General features: G+C 39.1%; 19 protein-coding genes and 4 tRNA genes. 3 read left to right on the top strand and 20 right to left on the bottom strand.

Going from position 1 to position 19215, the window contains the following annotated elements; translation table 11 throughout:
• The 19 genes from ACG9ZL_RS17060 to ACG9ZL_RS16970 all read right to left on the bottom strand — a co-directional run.
• Positions 1-97 (bottom strand): GTP-binding protein (locus tag ACG9ZL_RS17060; RefSeq protein ID WP_079393000.1); only part of this gene is annotated, 97 nt, incomplete at its 3' end.
• A gap of 144 nt (positions 98-241) precedes the next feature.
• Positions 242-316 (bottom strand) — tRNA-Thr (locus ACG9ZL_RS17055).
• 11 nt (positions 317-327) lie between these two features.
• Positions 328-403, bottom strand: a tRNA-Gly gene (locus ACG9ZL_RS17050).
• Between the two features lie 33 nt (positions 404-436).
• Positions 437-520: transfer RNA gene (locus ACG9ZL_RS17045), tRNA-Tyr, on the bottom strand.
• A gap of 53 nt (positions 521-573) precedes the next feature.
• Positions 574-649 (bottom strand) — tRNA-Thr (locus ACG9ZL_RS17040).
• A gap of 98 nt (positions 650-747) precedes the next feature.
• Positions 748-2241, bottom strand: coding sequence for an anthranilate synthase component I (trpE, locus tag ACG9ZL_RS17035; protein ID WP_419360881.1), 1494 nt, complete (start codon positions 2239-2241; stop codon positions 748-750).
• Between the two features lie 131 nt (positions 2242-2372).
• Positions 2373-3041: an HAD-IA family hydrolase gene (locus ACG9ZL_RS17030; protein WP_419360880.1), complete on the bottom strand. Its 669-nt coding sequence runs from the start codon at positions 3039-3041 to the stop codon at positions 2373-2375.
• A gap of 93 nt (positions 3042-3134) precedes the next feature.
• Entirely contained in the window at positions 3135-3857 is a 723-nt protein-coding gene (locus tag ACG9ZL_RS17025) for an FHA domain-containing protein (protein WP_419360878.1), read from the bottom strand.
• A 184-nt stretch (positions 3858-4041) separates the two neighbouring features.
• A complete protein-coding gene (gene gspD, locus ACG9ZL_RS17020) occupies positions 4042-6288 on the bottom strand; it encodes a type II secretion system secretin GspD (RefSeq protein ID WP_419360876.1) in 2247 nt (748 codons plus the stop codon).
• A 41-nt stretch (positions 6289-6329) separates the two neighbouring features.
• On the bottom strand, positions 6330-7175 hold the full coding sequence (locus ACG9ZL_RS17015; RefSeq protein ID WP_336952384.1) for a type II secretion system protein N: 846 nt from the start codon (positions 7173-7175) through the stop codon (positions 6330-6332).
• Positions 7175-7918, bottom strand: coding sequence for a type II secretion system protein N (gene gspN / locus ACG9ZL_RS17010; RefSeq protein ID WP_419360874.1), 744 nt, complete (start codon positions 7916-7918; stop codon positions 7175-7177). The genes ACG9ZL_RS17015 and gspN overlap by 1 nt, the downstream gene beginning before the upstream one ends.
• 163 nt (positions 7919-8081) lie before the next feature.
• Positions 8082-8408, bottom strand: a complete 327-nt coding sequence (locus ACG9ZL_RS17005) for an H-NS histone family protein (protein WP_336952386.1) — start codon at positions 8406-8408, stop codon at positions 8082-8084.
• Between the two features lie 225 nt (positions 8409-8633).
• The gene (locus ACG9ZL_RS17000; protein ID WP_419326981.1) at positions 8634-9071 is read right to left on the bottom strand and encodes an acyl-CoA thioesterase; all 438 of its coding nucleotides are present in this window, start codon (positions 9069-9071) and stop codon (positions 8634-8636) included.
• 9 nt (positions 9072-9080) lie between these two features.
• Complete coding sequence (locus ACG9ZL_RS16995; protein ID WP_419360872.1) at positions 9081-10274, bottom strand: YfgM family protein; 1194 nt, start codon at positions 10272-10274, stop codon at positions 9081-9083.
• Positions 10275-10278: 4 nt separating this feature from the next.
• A complete protein-coding gene (locus ACG9ZL_RS16990) occupies positions 10279-11109 on the bottom strand; it encodes a hypothetical protein (protein ID WP_419360871.1) in 831 nt (276 codons plus the stop codon).
• Positions 11106-11888, bottom strand: a complete 783-nt coding sequence (locus tag ACG9ZL_RS16985) for a uroporphyrinogen-III synthase (protein WP_419360869.1) — start codon at positions 11886-11888, stop codon at positions 11106-11108. The genes ACG9ZL_RS16990 and ACG9ZL_RS16985 overlap by 4 nt, the downstream gene beginning before the upstream one ends.
• A 13-nt stretch (positions 11889-11901) precedes the next feature.
• Entirely contained in the window at positions 11902-12825 is a 924-nt protein-coding gene (gene hemC / locus ACG9ZL_RS16980) for a hydroxymethylbilane synthase (RefSeq protein ID WP_419360886.1), read from the bottom strand.
• Positions 12826-12921: 96 nt separating this feature from the next.
• Complete coding sequence (locus tag ACG9ZL_RS16975; RefSeq protein WP_419360867.1) at positions 12922-13659, bottom strand: LytR/AlgR family response regulator transcription factor; 738 nt, start codon at positions 13657-13659, stop codon at positions 12922-12924.
• 49 nt (positions 13660-13708) lie between these two features.
• Positions 13709-14869, bottom strand: a complete 1161-nt coding sequence (locus ACG9ZL_RS16970) for a sensor histidine kinase (RefSeq protein ID WP_419326978.1) — start codon at positions 14867-14869, stop codon at positions 13709-13711.
• Between ACG9ZL_RS16970 and argH the strand changes: the two genes are divergently transcribed.
• Together argH and ACG9ZL_RS16960 are read left to right on the top strand one after the other, a co-directional pair.
• Positions 14860-16290: an argininosuccinate lyase gene (gene argH, locus ACG9ZL_RS16965; RefSeq protein ID WP_419326977.1), complete on the top strand. Its 1431-nt coding sequence runs from the start codon at positions 14860-14862 to the stop codon at positions 16288-16290. The genes ACG9ZL_RS16970 and argH overlap by 10 nt on opposite strands.
• Positions 16291-16301: 11 nt before the next feature.
• On the top strand, positions 16302-16571 hold the full coding sequence (locus ACG9ZL_RS16960) for an oxidative damage protection protein (protein WP_004818487.1): 270 nt from the start codon (positions 16302-16304) through the stop codon (positions 16569-16571).
• Positions 16572-17276: 705 nt separating this feature from the next.
• Here the strand turns inward: ACG9ZL_RS16960 and ACG9ZL_RS16955 are convergent.
• Complete coding sequence (locus ACG9ZL_RS16955; RefSeq protein ID WP_336952394.1) at positions 17277-17915, bottom strand: sterol desaturase family protein; 639 nt, start codon at positions 17913-17915, stop codon at positions 17277-17279.
• A gap of 219 nt (positions 17916-18134) precedes the next feature.
• Between ACG9ZL_RS16955 and ACG9ZL_RS16950 the strand changes: the two genes are divergently transcribed.
• Entirely contained in the window at positions 18135-19142 is a 1008-nt protein-coding gene (locus ACG9ZL_RS16950; protein ID WP_419360865.1) for an AraC family transcriptional regulator, read from the top strand.
• The last annotated feature ends 73 nt before the right edge of the window (positions 19143-19215 follow it).

Raw genomic sequence — 19215 nt, 5'->3', positions numbered from 1 at the left:
CAATTGCAGCAGTTAAAGTTGTTTTACCATGGTCGACGTGACCAATTGTACCCACGTTTACGTGTGGCTTATTACGTTCAAACTTAGCCTTAGCCATTTGCCCTTCCTCGTTTATGTCGAACACGAGTTAAACAACTCAGCATCGACAATCGTCTAAAAAACTAGACACCTAATACTTGAAAAGCAGACTAATAAGCCTGCTTTTGAGAAACTGGTGTAGAATAATCTACCAAATTGTATCTGGAGCTCTTATCGAGATTTGAACTCGAGACCTCTCCCTTACCAAGGGAGTGCTCTACCACTGAGCTATAAGAGCATCATCTTCGATGGAGCGGGAGACGAGGGTCGAACTCGCGACATGTAGCTTGGAAGGCTACCGCTCTACCAACTGAGCTACTCCCGCTTAATGTTGGTAATTAACCACTTATCGAAGTAATGGTGGTGAGAGAAGGATTCGAACCTTCGAAACTTTCGTGGCAGAGTTACAGTCTGCTCCCTTTGACCGCTCGGGAATCTCACCTTTACACTTACTTTCAGTGTTGTTCTTCAACATTATAACACAAAACCTTAAGATGGTGCCGGCACACGGATTCGAACTGTGGACCTACTGATTACAAGTCAGTTGCTCTACCAACTGAGCTATGCCGGCGTTTCTTAGTGTTTCGTACGTTTCGTATCGGAACGGTGTGCAGTTTAGCAAAACTCAGAATCCTTGCAAGTGTTTTTTGCAAAAAAAACCTCAAAAACTCATAAAATCAATCCGTTTGACGATAATTCAACCGCTTTGATCACTGCGCGAGCTTTTATTTGGGTTTCATTCCACTCTGATTCAGGATTTGAATCGACAACCAAGCCTGCGCCAGCCTGTACATAGACCTTATTTTCACGAATAACACAAGTTCTGATCGCAATCGACATGTCCATTTCACCATGCCAACCCAAATAACCCACTGCACCACCAAAAATTCCACGTTTTACTGGCTCAACTTCGTCAATAATTTCCATTGCACGAATTTTTGGCGCACCTGAAAGCGTCCCTGCTGGAAAAGTTGCCTTAAAAACATCCAAAGCATCGACATCATCCAGGACTTCACCTTGTACATTGGAAACAATATGCATGACATGTGAATAACGTTCGATCACCATTTGATCAGTCACTTGCACTTTACCGATTTTCGAGACACGCCCCACATCATTACGACCTAAATCAATCAGCATTAAATGTTCCGCAATCTCTTTTTCATCGGAAAGTAAATCTTTTTCAAGTGCCAAATCTTCTTCTTTGGTTTTTCCTCGTGGACGTGTACCTGCAAGCGGACGTACAGTCGCGATCCCATTTTCCAGTCGAGAAAGAATTTCCGGTGAAGATCCGACGATATGGAACGGCTTTTGATCTAAAAGGGTCTGCCCTTGTACCAAAAATAAATACGGTGATGGATTGAGATGTCGTAATGCACGATAAACCTGTAAGGGCTCACCATCAAAATCCGACACCATACGATGCCCAGGGACAACCTGCATTACATCACCAGCACGAATGTATTCTTTAACTTTCTCGATCGACTCAAGGAATTTGTCGTGTCCAGTCAGTGACTCAAAATGTGGAGCGCTATGTTTTTTGGCAACCAAGCTAATTGGCATAGCCAATAATGCCTCAATCTCATCCAGCTGTTGCTGAGCCTTGGCATAAGCCTCTGTATCATTAACATCTGCATGCACAATTAAAAACAAAGTATCTTTTAAGTTATCAAACACAATGACGGTTTTAGATAACATCATCCATAAATCAGGTAGTCCAACTGGATCTGCCTCAGGCACATTCTTTAACCGTGGCTCAATATAGCGTACTGCATCATAACCAAAATAACCCACCAAGCCGCCGGTAAAATTAGGCAGTGCAGGTAAATCTTGTTGTGTGGGTACTTTAAACTGCGCTTGAAAATCGCGGATATATTGAAATGGATCTGCGCATGGCTGGGTATCTATCGAGCCATCTACCGATTTTATCGTGAGCTGTCCTGCATTACAGGAAAATACGATTGACTCACCCAGTCCAATAATTGAATATCTTGCCCAGTTTTCGCCACCTTCAACAGATTCAAAAAGATAAGCTTGTTGATGCTGTTTTAAACGTGCAAATACAGATAATGGCGTATCCGTATCGGCTAAGCGTTGGCGATATACGGGGATAAGGTTATAACCCTCTGATTTTAATTGTTCAAACTGCGCTAAGGTTGTCATCAGGAATTCTCTCTATTTTCGATAATACTAAGTTTGGATGTCTCTGCATTTCACTTAGTGACGCCATCGAAAAGTGCGTTTGCTATTCATTCCTCTTCCCTTTTTTTCGCAACAATTTAAATATACAGGTATTAAGCCAAAAGCTCTGTTAAATCATCCACTACTTGTTGTGGCTGACAGAGTTGAATATCTTCACCATGATTATAACCATAGCTGACCACAATACAATCAACCTCTGCACGGCGTGCAGCCTCCACATCATTACTTGAATCGCCGATCATCAAGGTTTTGTTAGTTGATGACTGATAAGTTTCAACACAATACAATAATGGTTTTGGATGTGGTTTACGCACTTCAAAACGATCACCACCTATTACATCGAGAAAATAGTGATCCATTTGCAAGTCTTCTAGAATTTTTCGTGCGGGTTGTTCTGGTTTATTGGTCACACAAATCAATTTCTTATTGTTTTTAATTCCCCATTCTAAAAATTCTAAAATTCCAGAAAATGGCTTGGTATTGACACAAGGCTCTGCATTGTAAATTTCCAAGAATGTATCCAAAAGCTGTTGATGCAGTACAGGATCCACTTCACCTTTTAAATACTTCAATGTACTTTCACAAAATAATGAAGTGCCTTTACCAATCCAAACCCGAACCTGTTGTTCAGTGATGTGGGGTAAGTTCAAACGCGCTAGACTTAAATTCATGGCACGATATAAATCAAATGCTGAATCAACCAAGGTCCCATCCAAATCAAATAAAATCAGTTCGCGTTGGTCTAGCTTTGCCACATTCATGATTTACACCTAAATCGAGTTTTAAATTTAAAAACGAAAATACAAAAAACAAAGGCATGCGATTGCATGCCTTGAGTGTAGCGCATTTGCAAATTATTTGAACAATAGCCATGCAATAATTGCCAAAATGATCAAAATCACCAGTGTTGCCAAACCTAACTTTGCATTTTTCTGGGTTTCAACATGTTCGTCTGCCACAAATTCAGGTGCTTTGACCTGCTCTACTTTGAGCTGTGTAGCCGCATGAATATCCACACCTTCTGGAATTGGGGCAGGTTTAGGGATTGCTACACCAGAGGGCATACCTTCACGGTTGATTTGAACACTGCTATCTCGTTCTGAAAGCTCAGGCATACCCTGTTCATTCATCTGATCTGCCACTGTACGTTCTACGGGGGTAGCTGGTTTGATTTCAGCAGTCGCCACAGCCTCTGCTGGTTGTTGAACTGGCGTTTCTAGTGAAGCTACAACGGGTTGAACTTCATCCTCATGCGCTGCATGTTCAGTTTGCAGAACAACAGGTTTTACCGGTGCAAGTACATTAAATTTAACACTGGCAAATTGAACAATATCACCATCCATCAACAGTTTATCTTGATCGATACGGATATCATTCACAAATGTACCATTAGATGACTTTAGATCTTGAACCCAAAGCGCATCTTCTTTTAATAAAAATGCAGCATGGCGACGTGAAATTTCCGCAGCTTGTAATAACAGGTCTGCATCTTGATGGCGACCAACTAGCATATCACGATCGATCGTGACTTCCTGCCCTTCTAACTCACCTGTAATTGCTTGTAATTTCCAAGTCATGATTATCTTCCCATTCTAATTCAAGTCTATCTTAGCATGACATTTCTACAGTACTAAATCAGCGCAAAACCAAGCTTTATTTTGTTCATGCCACAACAGAACACACCACAATACTTTAACAAACTATTTTAAATATCAAATAAAGCAAGTGATTAGAAGCACTTGTTACGCGAAGCCCACAATGCTACTGCTTACGGATATCATTTGGTTCTTCTGCAACGGGTGTAGTCACAGCATTACCTTGTACTGCACTTGTCTTGGCTCCTGTAGGCACCTTTTGATACTGACTTGAAGGTTGTGCTGTCGGTTGCGGTTGTACCAGCTTAGGTTGCGAACTTGGTGTCGAGCTAAACGGCAATCGTTGCTGAAAAACATCATCAACATTGGCAGGGAGCTTAGCAAAATTACCATCTTTATCCATCGCCAATTGCAGGCTATACAGCTGATCATAACGTTGTTGAGATATACGGCGTATATCGGCACCCCCACCCACGATGGTTGGATGGATAAACACAAGTAAATTCCGCTTTATGTTCGACTTTGCATCCGATCTAAATAACCGGCCTAAGCCTGGGATATCACCTAACAATGGCACAGACTGACGACCAAGAACAGTATCATCAGAAATCAAGCCACCTAACACCACGGTTTGCCCATGATCTGCGGTTACAGTAGTTTTGATTGAACGCTTGCTGGTCACTAAATCTTGAGCTTGCCCTTTACTTGACTTAACGCCTGAGACTTCTTGTTCAACTTCTAAACGAATCGAACCGCCCTCTCCAATATGCGGAATTACCTTTAACGTCACCCCCACATCCTTACGCTCAATTGAGGTATATGGATTGACGGTGCCACCTGTCCCAGTACTGACTGAGCCAGTAACAAATGGAACATTTTCACCGACGACAATATATGCTTCTTCATTGTCCATGGTAAGAATAGATGGTGTAGACAAGAGGTTGGATTTTGTACGCTCTTTTAAAGCCTGAATCATCGCACCATATAATCTGCGTGAACCGTCTGCACCTTCTTTATAATCCCCAACAATAAGTGAAGTTCCTGCACCGAGTGCACCTAAACTAGAAGCACCACCTGTTAAATAACCTGCAGCCAATTTTGATAAACTCGTACCCAAATTATCAAAATTAATTAAACCCACACCACTACTTAAATCACCCATTGCCCATTGCACACCAAGCTGATCTGCATCATTGCCTTGTATTTCAATAATCGTCGCTTCAATCAAAACTTGTTGACGACGTACATCAAGCTGTTGGATGGCAGCCTCTATTTCGCGCATCAGTTGTGGCTCAGCTTTAACCACCAGCGCATTTTGAGCGCCATCTGCAATAATGCTCACACCATTGGCATTAAAACTGGTGATGTTATTTTGATTATTGTTATTTGAGTTGCTGTTTAAATTAATTGCTGGTGTTGAAATACTACTTCCAGTGCTTGAGCCGGTATTCGATGATGAATTGTTATTATTGTTAAAACTGTTGCTATTACTGTTGTTAGAACTACTATTAGAAGAATTATTTGAACTAGAATTGACTGCCTGACCAGTCACCAAACCTTGCAAAATCTCAGATAAATTCTTTGCACTAGCATATTTTAATTTAAAGACTTTAAGCCCACCTAAACGATCAGCAGACGGGACATCCAACATTTCAATCATGTTGCGGATACGTTTACGTGTACCTGTATCCCCTTTAATCAAAATACGGTTGGTTCGCGCATCAGCGATAATACGAACCCGAGCCCCAGCAAAATCTTTGGATGCACCTGTCGAACTCATTGCATCCAATTGCTTAATGATTTCTTCAGCTTGACTCTGTTGTAAAGGAACAGCTTCAATATCATTTTGCCCAGTACCATCCAAGTTCCGAACAATGGTTTCAAGTTGATAAATATTTGCTGCACGATCTGACACAATTAACGCATTGGTGCCCTGTATTGCTGCCAAATGCGCAAATTGTGGCATTAATGGACGTAATGCTGGGATCAAATCATTGGGGTTGGTATTTTCCAACCAAATCACACGTGTCACAACCTGATCTCCACGTGCATTATTCCGTGGATCATAAGGTACACCAGAATTTTTGACATTACTGTCTGGTACCAAACGAATGGTATTCCCCGATGGAATAGCCACTACACCATTGACATTCAGCACCCCTAAAAATAGGTCATAAACTTCATTTTTATTTAGAGGTTTATTTGAAATAACCGTGACATTGCCACGTACACGGGGATCGACCGCAAAATTTTTGCCCGTAATATCTGCAACTTCATTGATAAAAGCAGTGAGATCAGCATCGCGTAAGTTAATTTTCCACGTCTGTGCATGTGTTGCTGTACTAACTGCACCCAGCATTGGTGCCGCTGCAACTAAAGCCCAAAGTGGTCGATTGTGATTCAAAAAAGCCATAACTTATTATCTTTCCTAATTTTATTTGTAGTCCTAGCCACTTACAAACTTTGCTGAATGGTCATCACCTGATCACCACGCTTAATTTCAATTTTTACTTTGCCATCCCGCTTTGCTTGTTCTAGCAGCTGAACATCACTCTGTCCTTGACCAACTGATTGTCCATTGAGCGAAAGAATGCGATCTCCAGATCTTAATCCCAGTTTATTTCGGAGCGCTGCGGGGGTTTGATCTGTTACTTCATAGCCTTGACCGCCACTTGCGTTAACACCCATGTTCTTTAGGTATTCGTCCCGATTTTCATTCATCCTATCAATCGCTTGCCCCAAAGCATTTTGGCTTGAGTTTTGTGGTTGCGATGGTGCAGGAGTACTTGCTGGCGGGCTAGTATTTTGATCTGTTGATTGCCCTGGCATAGGCTGATACAAACTATCCAGCCCTGTAAAACGCAACTCTTTACTGTTATTTCCACTTTGACTTAAAACAATATGATCCCAATATACTTCGGATAACTGGTAACTAGTACCCTCGATTGTGTCACCGACCGCATAACGATCTGCTGTTTCTTTAACTTTAATTACTGCGGATGAAAACCGTGCTGGATAACTGACGACTACACCTTGTAAGACCATCGGAATACTGTCATCCGCTGTCGTACTAGATCCAACTTCCTCAAATAATGAAAAGCTTGAAATATTTGGAACTTGAACTTGTTGTGAGCCTAGATTCACTTGCTCGGGTTGCATGACTTGTGGTGGCGCAACCACCCACCAAAAAATCGAGGCCAGTTTCCAACACAATGCTAAAATTAAAAGAAATAAAACAACAGGTGCAAGATGCTCTGTTTTTTTCCAAGAAATATTTTCAAACTGTTCTTTTATATTCATCAGAAACCACCTTGAATGAGCGGTTGTCTTGAACTAATTACAAAACTATCCAAACCTGCCTTTCCATCGTAGGAAGGCACATTGAGCAACATCCGTTGTGTTAACTGCACATCTAACATCATGGTTGGATCTAAACTGATATTGGCCATTTTCTGACTACGTTGATCTTGTATATCAAAAATCAGTTTACCCGCCTCATCTTTAACTTGCGCTTTTAAAGATGGGATATTCATTTGATCTTGACGTTGTCCAAAAGTATACCGAAGCTCACCCCCTCCCCAATGCATTTGTCCGTCAACATCACTAAATCCAGTATCTTTTTTAAAACGCAGGCTTGTATCTGAAATTTGAATTGCATTTGCAGGCCACTGCCAATTTGCAATATTCTTTAAAGTTTCTGGTGCAATCTGACCTTGCATCTGATTAATTATTATTTTTTTACCAATACCATAGCCCACTATCCCATTCAGTTGGGTCTGCCCACTGTGTACTTCAATATTTGCACCCACACGTAATAATATCAGATCCCACGGGCGTGTCCTCCACGAAACGGAACCCCGTAAATTACCTTTATGCCAATCTGCTTGTCCTTGCCAAATATTTCCACTCACATTTTGTAAGGTTTGATTGTTCTTATAAAATTTAGAAATCAGCCATGTTGCAGGGACTTGTAAAAGTACAAAAATTAAAAAAGCGACCACTCCAGTAATCCACCACGTGATCTGTTTTGATTTTTTATTCATTCATCTTTACCATCATTCATTTATTCTTCCATGCAAGATGATGCCCTCTTGTTTGTACATTATGCATAATTTTTGCATAACGCCAATTCACTCGTATAAAAAAACCAAGCAGATTTGCTTGGTTCTTTAAGTTTAAGGCCTTTGAATGACACTTAGATGAAGATTAGATCAAGAAATCTTCTAATTTTGCACCTTTTTCAATTTCTGCAACCAACCAGCGTGGCTGTTTACCACGTCCAGTCCAAGTTTCAGAAGTGTCTTTTTTATTGCGATAACGCGGCTCAACCGCTTTACGCGTTGTCTTTTTGCGCTTTTGTGCGCCGTATTCAATAAACTGCTCTAAAGTTAAACCAGCAGATTGCGCAATTTCAATAATTTTATTATAAGCGTCTTCAACGGCTTGATCTTTTTTAGTTTCAATTAAAGCTTCTGCTTCAGCTGTTAGCTTTCTTAACTCTTCTACCGATAAATTACTAATATCAGGCATCATTAACTCTCCACGTAAATTTCTTAATACTTATTTAAAATAACTTCATGGCAATAGTATTTTCATTTATTCCAATAAGCAATACATATATTCCTCAATAAACACATAAAACAACAAAAACATTATTATAATTACATCAAAAGGCTTATTTCTAACAGTAAAATAAACCTGATAAGAAAGAATATGTTTTCTTATGTTTTAAATATAATGATGATAATTGAGACATTTTTATGTGTTTGCAAAATCATTATGCACAGTCGCTTCTAAATCAATTATAACTTTTCGCAACTGTTGAGGAATTAGTGCTTTTTTCATTTCTACTTTATCGACAAAAACAATAACTGCCTCTCCGTCAGCAACAATCTGCTGTTGTTGCTCACTGAATAATACATAATGCATGCGTATTGCACTATTTCTCATTTCTTCTACCCGCGCACCAATATGTAGCACATCGGGATAAAATACTGGTTTTAAATATTTACATTGACTTGAAGCAACAACAGTTAAAACATCTTGGTCAAATACATTCAAACGATCGAAATATTCGATACGTGCACTTTCAATATAGCGATAATACAGCACATTATTTACATGACCAAAAGCATCCATATCCCCCCATGCAACCTTTTGTTCATAAACGATAGGGAATTTTATCAGTGGATTCATTGTAGATTCTCAAATTTTAAATTGAATATAATTGCTGTCTTTTTCAAAAATTGAATTCAATTGTTGAATTAATTCATCATTTCCATTTAAAGTAGATTTGATTCGTAAATAATTCATTAGAATATCATTTGGATATAATAACAAAAGCTGATCAGCTTCGTATTCACGATGCGTCGCAATATATATATGCCATTTAGCAAAGCAAAAAACAGGAATGTTCATATACTTAGATTCAAGATTTATAATCTGTTGCTCTAAATACTCATAATCTGGATTTTGTCTCAACAACTGTTGTTGAAACCATAAATGAAAGACATCTTGGTCAAATTTTTCATTAAGTATTTGAATCACTAACTGCTGTTGTTGCTGAGCAAGTTCAGGTAATCGAGTAATAATTTTCAACCAAAGCACTTTTGTGTCATAAGGCATTTGATCAAGTTGTGACTCTATCTCTAAAAACTTTTGTTGTAATAGTTCAATATCTTCAAAACTTGCTTGGTCATAACAACCTAAAAGCTGTATTAACCATTGCTGTTTAGTTGCAGTTTCTAATTGCCCAAATTGAGTCGAATGTAAATATTGCCAAGGATATTGTATGGCAAACTGTCCCCATAATTTTTGCACACATAATTTATAACTTTCTGAAAGCTGATTTAGCCATGGCGAAAGTTCATGTCGATTTAAAAACTCTAGATGTGTTAAAGCTTGTTGACTGTCTTGTTGCGCTAAATAAATTTCGATACGTAAAATTTCCGCCAACTCAAAAGCGGACGGAGAACTATTTTCTAAAGCTTTCAGGGCTTCACTATAGTGAAGTTGTTTGAATAATAGTCGAGATTGAACAATGGGCTTTAATAAACCAGATTGATCAAAAATAGTTTGTATAACTTGCTCTTGCTCATCCTCACCATCCAACAACCACAATACACCAAACTGTTCAAATGGATGCAATGTAGTAAAATTTAGTACTTGTTCTAATTTTCTCTTTTCTCTACGGATATAACGGTTGAGGAAATACCACACCACATGCATCAAAAAACTGATACCAACACCAACAAATGTCAAGAACCATAAATTGGTTTGTATTTGAATATTGTGCCATAACACATAAACATAACCCGCCCCTGCGGTATAACTCAACACACTTAAAACAGCTAGAATAATGAGACTAATAAAGGCATAGATCAGGAAAATATGTTTCATCGATCTACCCCAAGACAGCCAAGCTATTGAGTTTAGGGATCGGGGGTTGCGAGGTCTGCTTAATTTTTAATATTTTTTGCTTAAGCTTCTGACTAGCAGCGTCAGGTAAAATATCCAATTGTTGAATCATTTGATTCAGCATCTCTTGGTATTCAGCAATTTGCCCTTTCACTAACAACTGCTGAGCAAGCAATAATCTCAATTGAACTTCTTTTAAAATAAATTTACGGTTTGCCAATACTGGAGAATTTGTTTCAACAATATCAATTTGAAACCATTTTTCCCAAAAATATTGCGACTGATCTTGCTCTGGTTTCAATTGATTATTTCTTAGCTCGGATATTAATGCTTGATCAACTTGTTTAAGTAAAGTCTCTAGTTGATCTCGCTGGGCATTTCGTTCAATCACAAAATGTTGAATGCTTTGTATATCTTGCACAATGGTTTGATGTAAGCTTTGTTTTACCGCATCCGCCAACGCATACTGATCTAAGGACTGATTTAATTGAGTAAGATGCTCAAGCGCGTAAACAAACTGTTGTTGTTGCATCGCAAATTGCACCAAGTCTAACTGTTGTTTAACCACCACACTTGGATGAATACCAGAAATTGAAGTATTTACAGAGGTGGTTTTATTTGCTACCTCTTGAGTGGGTTCATCTGTTTGTCGTTTTACCGCCACCAGTTGATCATTCAAACTGGCATTCTTTTGTTCACTTTTATGTAGCGTTTGTTGAATATCATTGAGCTGTTGTGAAACATGATAGAAGTTATAACTCAATTTAATGAGCCATCCTAAAGCGATCAACAATAAGACATAAATAAACTTCTTCATAACTTCCTTTGCAACTGCACTATGGTTTGTAGAATGGTTTCTGGCTCTAAATTTAAAATTTTAGTGCTGTTCAAACACGTCTGGGTTGCATTTTTATCATGTCTTAATAATTGATACAAACGCTCACCCAGAACCAAATAATGACAAGCACTCACGATCTCTTGATGATCACGGGTTAAAACAAGCCAATTGTTCCAACTGGCTTCACTGCTAATACAACTCCAATAGGGTGGTTCAAACTGGTCAACCCTAGCCACAAAATCTAAAAATCGCTGATGTGTTTCTGGAGGACATGCTCGGTCATATAAGACAAAGTTTAAAACATCAATATGACGGTCTTGACATTGTTGCATCATAAACTGCCGACCGCCTTCACCACGCCAAAAAGCTATTTTCTTTAGATCTTTTAAAGTATTGAATAGGGGCAAGCTCAACATTCCTTCAGATGTTTCCACCATAGGGACATGACTTTCTACACCGTAGTCTGAAAGTCGTTGCGCAGTTTTTTTGCCCACAGCAATCCACTGAATATGTTTGATCTGTAAAAGAGATAGGCCCGATTGCTGAAGATATTGCATACCCACTTGAACAGCAGTTGGACTGACTACAACAATAATTTGAGTTGATAAAAGTTGTAAATAAAGTTGTTGTAATATGTTGTTATAGGGACGTGGGGTCAATTCCAATAATGGAAGATCAACCACGTCAAAACCTGATTGGCGCAGACATTCAGTTAATGGCTGAGCACGATCAATCGGGCGAGTATTAATAAACAACATTAAAGCCTAGAAACTAAGCTTGATAAAGTGCTTTGAGTATTTCCCCAGCACCTTGTTCAAGTAGGTTTTGTGCAAGTTGCACACCTAACTGCTCTGCTTGATCTGGTGTGCCACTGACTTGACTACATAACAATGTTTTGCCGTCCGCACTACCAACCCGACCTTGTAAGGACAACAATTGATCGTTTAACGTAGCAAAGCCTGCGATAGGCACTTGGCAACCGCCTTCGAGATAAGCATTAAAAGCTCGTTCAGCACGTACACATGCATTGGTTTCACCATGCATTAAAGGCATGATTAAATCCAAAATTTCTTGATCATCTGAGCGACACTCTAAGCCCAGTGCACCTTGACCCACAGCAGGTAAACTAATCTCTGGTGCAAGTGTGTGACGAATACGATCTGAGAGCGCTAATCGTTTCAAGCCAGCACTGGCAAGGATAATTGCATCATATTGCCCCGCATCCAGCTTGGATAAGCGTGTTCCAACATTGCCACGTAAATCAATCACATTTAAATCAGGACGCTGTTTTAAAAGCTGACATTTACGGCGTAAGCTCGATGTGCCAAGTGTTGCGCCTTGTGGTAAATCTTCAAACTTTTCATAATGATTGGAAACAAAAGCATCAAAAGGATCTTCACGCTCACAAATTACTGCAAGCACTAAACCTTCAGGTAATTGCATGGGTACATCTTTCATTGAATGAACGGCTAAATCTGCACGACCATCCATTAAAGCTGCTTCTAATTCTTTGACAAATAAACCTTTCCCCCCTATTTTGGCTAAAGGTGTATCCAAAATTTTGTCACCTTGGGTTACAAACGTCACCAACTCTACTTTTACATGTGCGTGTAATTGCTCTAAACGATCACGAATATGCTCAGCCTGCCACATTGCAAGTGGGCTCTGGCGCGTTGCTATTTTCAAGGTTTTCATCATTTCAGCTTTGCCAAACTTTTAAACACTCTAAACTTACCCTGCAATCTCAAAAATGCAAGCGAATTATCAAAATGATTTAATGTTCGTATCTAACTATAAATTCTGCATTCGTTCTCGTAGCAAAGGTAAGTGTCGACGGCTGACGGCCAAACGTTCTTCTAATTCACGGCATCGTGCTTGGTACTGTCCAGAGGACACCATCTCCAACCCGTCTAAATAATCTAGTGAAATTAGAGCATTACGATGAATACGAATAAATAGGTTTGCAAACTCTGTTTCTAAATCTTTAAGCGTTTCATCAATAAGTACACTGCCATTTTTGTGACGTACAGTGACATATTTTTGATCTGCTAAAAAATAGTAAATATTTTCAACAGGAATGAGCTCCAAACCCCGATAGGTTTTTGCAGCAATTTGCTGCCTTTGCACTTTTTCGTCCATGAGTTCTTTTTTTTCTAAGTTAGTTAATTGAGCTTGGGTCAGTTTAGTAACACCCTCCAAAACCGTTTCCAATTCGTCCTTGGCAATGGGTTTTAATAAATATCCTTGGGCTTGAGATTGAATGGCTTGCAAAGCATGTTCATCAAATGCCGTACAAAATACAATTGCGGGCATAGGATTAAAGTGTGCTAAATGCTGCGCACAGCTTAAACCATCCATTTCTGGCATCTGAATATCGAGCAACACAACATCTGGCTCAAACTGCTGAACCATTTCTAATGCCTGTTTACCATGTTGCGCTGTTGCAATAACTTGATGCCCAAGTTGCGACACCAATCGTGATAAGCGGTCCACTGCAAGCGGTTCATCATCACAAATCAGGATGTCCATTGCTCCTCCTTACCAAAATACATCATATTTATTTTAATGAATTTCCCAATCATCTATTTTTATACTGATATTGAATTACCATTGTAAATAATCCATTCCCTGCATAATTTCGAAAATAAACAGAATCGCCAAAATGTGCTTTTAAACGCTGTTTTACATTTTCTAAAGCAATTCCATGCCCTTCTCGCACTTTTATTCTATCTTGTAAAAATGGGTTGGTAATGACTATGTTGACTTGATTTTGCAATATTTCAACCAGTATCCCGATCTTGGCATCGATAATCTTTTTCTCTACCCCGTGAAAAATACTATTTTCAATTAAAGGCTGTAAGGTTAATAAGGGAATTTTGACCTGATCTAATAACAAAGGTTGTTGGATATTCCATTCTACATTTAAACGATCACCTAAACGAATCTGCTCTATTGCAATGTATTGTTGAGATAATTGTATTTCTTCTTTTAGGCTGACCAACTTTAACTCTTGAAAACTTGCTCTAAACAATTTAGATAAATCTATCAGCATTTGTTCAGCTTTATCAGGATCAATTGCAATTAAACTCACCACACTATTTAAACTATTGAATAAAAAATGGGGATGAATTCGGGCTTGCATGGCCTGAATACGCGCATTGAGTTCACTATTTTGCTGTAATACAGCTTGTTCGCGTATATACAGGTAACGTAAACAAAATGCGCCCAGCAATACCCCATAACTGACATGCAAAATAAGATTATGTGAAATGTCAGTTATGGAAATATTTTGTAAAGAAAAATGCGTTCCCCAATAATGAATAATATTTAAAACCAGCGTTGTGCACAGCACAATCACCTGTAAAAGTATAAAACTGAATATTGAAATAGATAAATAGGTATACTGCGATAGCCTTTTTTCAAATACATCCTGAAAAGCCGCAAAAGCCAATAATACCCAATTAATATATAAAATATATTCTAAAACATGCCAAAGGTTTAAATTGCCCCATGATTGTGCTTCTGCCAGGGCTAATAAAAAAGCCAACACATTACTAGAGATAAACAATTCGAATAAATACTTACGATGGCCCATTTTGCTAAAAAAATAAGACTGATAAAAACCACGCCCAGATTTTATTGACGAATGATTGCGCTTTACTTCGGCAAGTGAGGCTGAATTTGTTATACTGCGTTTAGTTCTACTGCTTTTTTTCCTACTGAGCCGATATGACCACATCTTCTAATTCCTCTAATCCGTCACAAGCCCAAACTTCAGGCATGTGGGGCGGTCGTTTCTCTGAAGCTACTGATGCTTTTGTTGCTGAATTTACTGCATCGGTTCAATTTGACCAACGTTTTTATAAACAAGATATTGCCGGATCTATCGCACATGCGACTATGTTAGCAAAAGTTGGTGTCCTTACAGAACAAGAACGTGATGACATTATCAATGGTTTAAACACAATTAAAACTGAAATTGAAGCAGGTCAATTTGAATGGCGCATTGATTTAGAAGATGTGCACATGAATATCGAATCTCGTTTAACTCAACGTATCGGGATTGCAGGTAAAAAATTGCATACTGGTCGTAGCCGTAATGACCAAGTTGCCACAGACATCCGTTTATATGTTCGTGACGAAATTGATGCGATTTTAACTTTACTGGAAAAATTACAAAAAGGCATCTTGGGCTTAGCAGCGAAGAATACTGACACTATCATGCCTGGCTTTACCCATTTACAGACTGCACAACCTGTGACTTTTGGTCATCATTTGATGGCGTGGTTTGAAATGTTGGTGCGTGACTCTGAGCGTTTAATTGACTGCCGTAAACGTGTCAACCGTATGCCTTTAGGTTCAGCTGCGCTTGCTGGAACAACGTATCCTATTGATCGTGCTTATACTGCGGAATTGTTAAACTTTGAAGCCGTTGCTGAAAATTCTTTAGATGCGGTATCTGATCGTGACTTTGCGATTGAATTCAATGCTGCTGCATCTTTAATCATGATGCATTTATCACGTATGTCAGAAGAAATGATTCTTTGGACTTCTGCACAATTTAAGTTTGTGAATATTCCTGACCGCTTCTGTACTGGCTCATCTATCATGCCACAAAAGAAAAACCCAGATGTTCCTGAACTGATTCGTGGTAAAACTGGCCGTGTCTATGGCGACTTAATGAGCCTGCTCACCCTCATGAAAGGTCAACCTTTGGCCTATAACAAAGACAACCAAGAAGACAAAGAGCCTTTGTTTGATGCCATTGATACAGTGCGCGGTTCATTGATGGCTTTTGCAGATATGATTCCTGCACTTGTACCGAATATTGAAATCATGCGTGAAGCGGCTTTACGTGGTTTCTCTACTGCAACAGACTTGGCTGATTACCTTGTAAAAAATGGCGTTGCTTTCCGTGATGCACATGAAATCGTAGGTAAAGCCGTGGCGTTAGGTGTGCAAGAATCGAAAGATCTTTCTGAGTTAAGCCTTGAGCAATTACAACAATTCTCAGATTTAATTCAAGCAGATGTGTTTGAAAAAGCATTAACCCTTGAAGCATCTGTCAATGCGCGTAATCATATTGGTGGTACTGCGCCGGCACAGGTTGCTACTGCAATTGAACGCGCTTATATCCGTTTAGAAAAACTTTATGCATAAGGAGTTTTGATATGACTCGACAAGTATTTTGCCGTAAATATCAAAAAGAGTTAGAAGGTTTAGACTTTGCACCCTTTCCAGGTCCAAAGGGTCAAGTGTTATTTGACACAGTTTCTAAACAAGCTTGGCAAGAATGGTTAAAACACCAAACCACGTTAATCAATGAAAAACGTTTAAACGTGTTTGAACCAGATGCAAAAAAGTTTTTAGAAGAACAGCGTGAAAAATTTTTGGATAATGATCAATCACTGGAAATGGCGGAAGGCTTAAAGCCTGAGTAATAACCAAAGCCTCACAAGGCAAAAATCCTAAAGTGATGTGCATCTTATGCCCATCTAAAAAATCCCCGTCAGGGGATTTTTTTATTGCTTCATCGTACAAGATGACGCGATCACATGAGCTTATAAATTTAATCGTATGTAACGTGGGCTCGACCTTATTACACCTTTAACTTATTGAAAAAAATAATCTTGCCGGAGTCTTGCTGAGCTTTCATCCAATTTCTGGATCAGCCTGCGGCTCGCCCTACTTTTGTTTCGATATGAGGAGCTAAGCTCCGCAAGGGTAACCATCGTGCGCAGCTACATCGCTGCTCACCGCAAAACTCGTCGACCACCAGCAACGCATTCAATGAATCGCAGAAACAACTCTTTATCAATGAAGTCCTGCCTCAGACAGTTGCGAATGACGTTTCAGAGTATCATATTTCATCAAGAGTTTTATATTGAACTCAGGTTATGTATTGTTGGTATATCTCCATGCATAAAAAAAGGAGTCTTGGAGACTCCTATAAACTTTAAATACTTCAGTGGGTACATGCTGTGCAATCAATATACAGAGATGTTATTGCGTAATATTGACCAAAGATACCGAAAATACTGACCAATCACGACAAATTATAATTTTTACAGCACACATCCCGTTCGTTTAACTCAATTTTCAAACTGATCAGAAAACACAATGTCGCTCACCAAACAACATCCAAACTAAGCTACAGAATCGTTCAGCTTATCTGTATTTTCTTCAACCAATAGTGGTTTTTTCTCTACCCATTTGGCTGGAAAATATTTTTCTATGCTGGATGATAACCAGTTTGCGATTGGCTGAGGCAATTTCACACCTAAAGGATTCTGTTCTTGCAAATCCGCAGAAGAAATCACCCGTGTCCCCATCAGGTAATCAAACCAAGGCTTGGTGACACACCAGTTCGCATCTTGATTCGAGTTCATGTGGTGATCATAATGCCAAGGAATTTTCTTCATCGCCCACTCAGGCTCTAAATGTGCACGGCGATGGATATAATAATAATTACATGCACTATAAATAGATGCCGCAACCATTCCTTTCGAAATTGGGTAGAAAATCAAACTTGCCGCACCAGCGACGACCGCCAAAGAAACGATTTCATTCTTGGTTCGCCAATTTGAAATCCCTTCTACATAGCCATCATCATGAAAATCCTGTTTACGAACTTCACGATGGTGTTCCCAATGTGATTTCATACTGCGTGGCACTGGACTAAAACGTGGTTTTCCTGGGCGATGTTGACCATGTAAAATATAGTTATGCGCAACCCATTCAAAACCATTTGCGACGACCAATCCAACTAAAAAACCTTTTAACATATTTAATCCCTCTTGCTTATTGTGAATATAAAACATGCTGGGAAATAGGTATTGACATCAAAAAGTGTTTTCATTGACAAATTACGACAAATTAAAATAGTATCGACCAATCCACTTGAATCCACTCAGCGGCGCTTGTTTGTCTTATTTAAACTCGATTAAAATAGTATGATGCTTAAACTACAGCTGACGTAGATCACACAATAACAAGATGTGTAAATGATGCAATTAAAGGACTATGCTGGCTCCGTATATGGGGGGCTTGGACAATTACTCTATACTTTTAGTGAAGCTAAAGGTCTAAAGATTTCATCCAAATTACAACAGGTTCAAAATGTTGAACGCTTTGAATATACCGTTTGGCGTGAGATTTTGGATGACATACAAGCGCAAGTACAAAGCCCAGCGTTGGGTCTAGACATCTCTAAGTATGTACAACCCAAACATATTGGTATCATTGCCTATATTGCACAATCTTGTGACACCCTTGGCGAGGCGCTCACTCGCTACCATGATTTTCATCGATTGATTTATGATGGAAGCCCCCTGAAAGTGGAATATTATGATGAACAGCACATCTCGGTACGCTGGGAAAATCTACCCACCCATTTAACCACTCAAATTACTGATGAAATTGCGATGGCTGTATTGATTCAGTTTTTAAGACAATTTATATCAGATGACATCAGTCTCTATCAGGTTAATTTTATTCATCATCAACCTAAAAATGGAATGGTGTATCAAGCGTTCTTTAAGTGTCCTGTGCTCTTTCAACAAGAAAAGGTCGAACTGATTTTTCCCATTAGCGCACTCGCGATTTCCTTTAAACGCAGTGATCAAACTCTGCAAAAACTACTGATGCAGCAAGCGCAAGCTTTACTTGCAAGCTTGCCCAATGCCACCCAACTAGATGAGCGCTTACAACAAAGTATTTTATTGGGATTACAAAAAAATAATTATCAGATTGAAACCATTGCTAAACAACTGAATATGTCGATACGTCAGTTACAGCGTCATCTACAAAGTCAAAATACCACCTACCAACAACGTGTTCAGGATGTCCGTCAATTATTAGCCTTTCAGTATTTACAAGATCCACATTTAGGTCTACATGAAATCGCCCTGCTTCTCAGCTACTCAGAACAAAGTGCTTTCCAACGTGCTTTTAAACAATGGACAGGCTTAACACCACAACAATGGCGGATTCAGCACCGAGAATTTAAGTAATTGTGTATTAAATTTATAGCTAAAAACAGCATATTCCTCCATTCTCACGATTAGCCTCTTAAAGTTAAGATTT

Source organism: Acinetobacter legionensis (genome assembly GCF_048551735.1).
In the GTDB taxonomy this organism is placed as follows: domain Bacteria; phylum Pseudomonadota; class Gammaproteobacteria; order Pseudomonadales; family Moraxellaceae; genus Acinetobacter.
The sequence above is the reverse complement of the archived record's forward strand: the minus strand, read 5'-3'. Positions and strand labels throughout refer to the sequence as shown.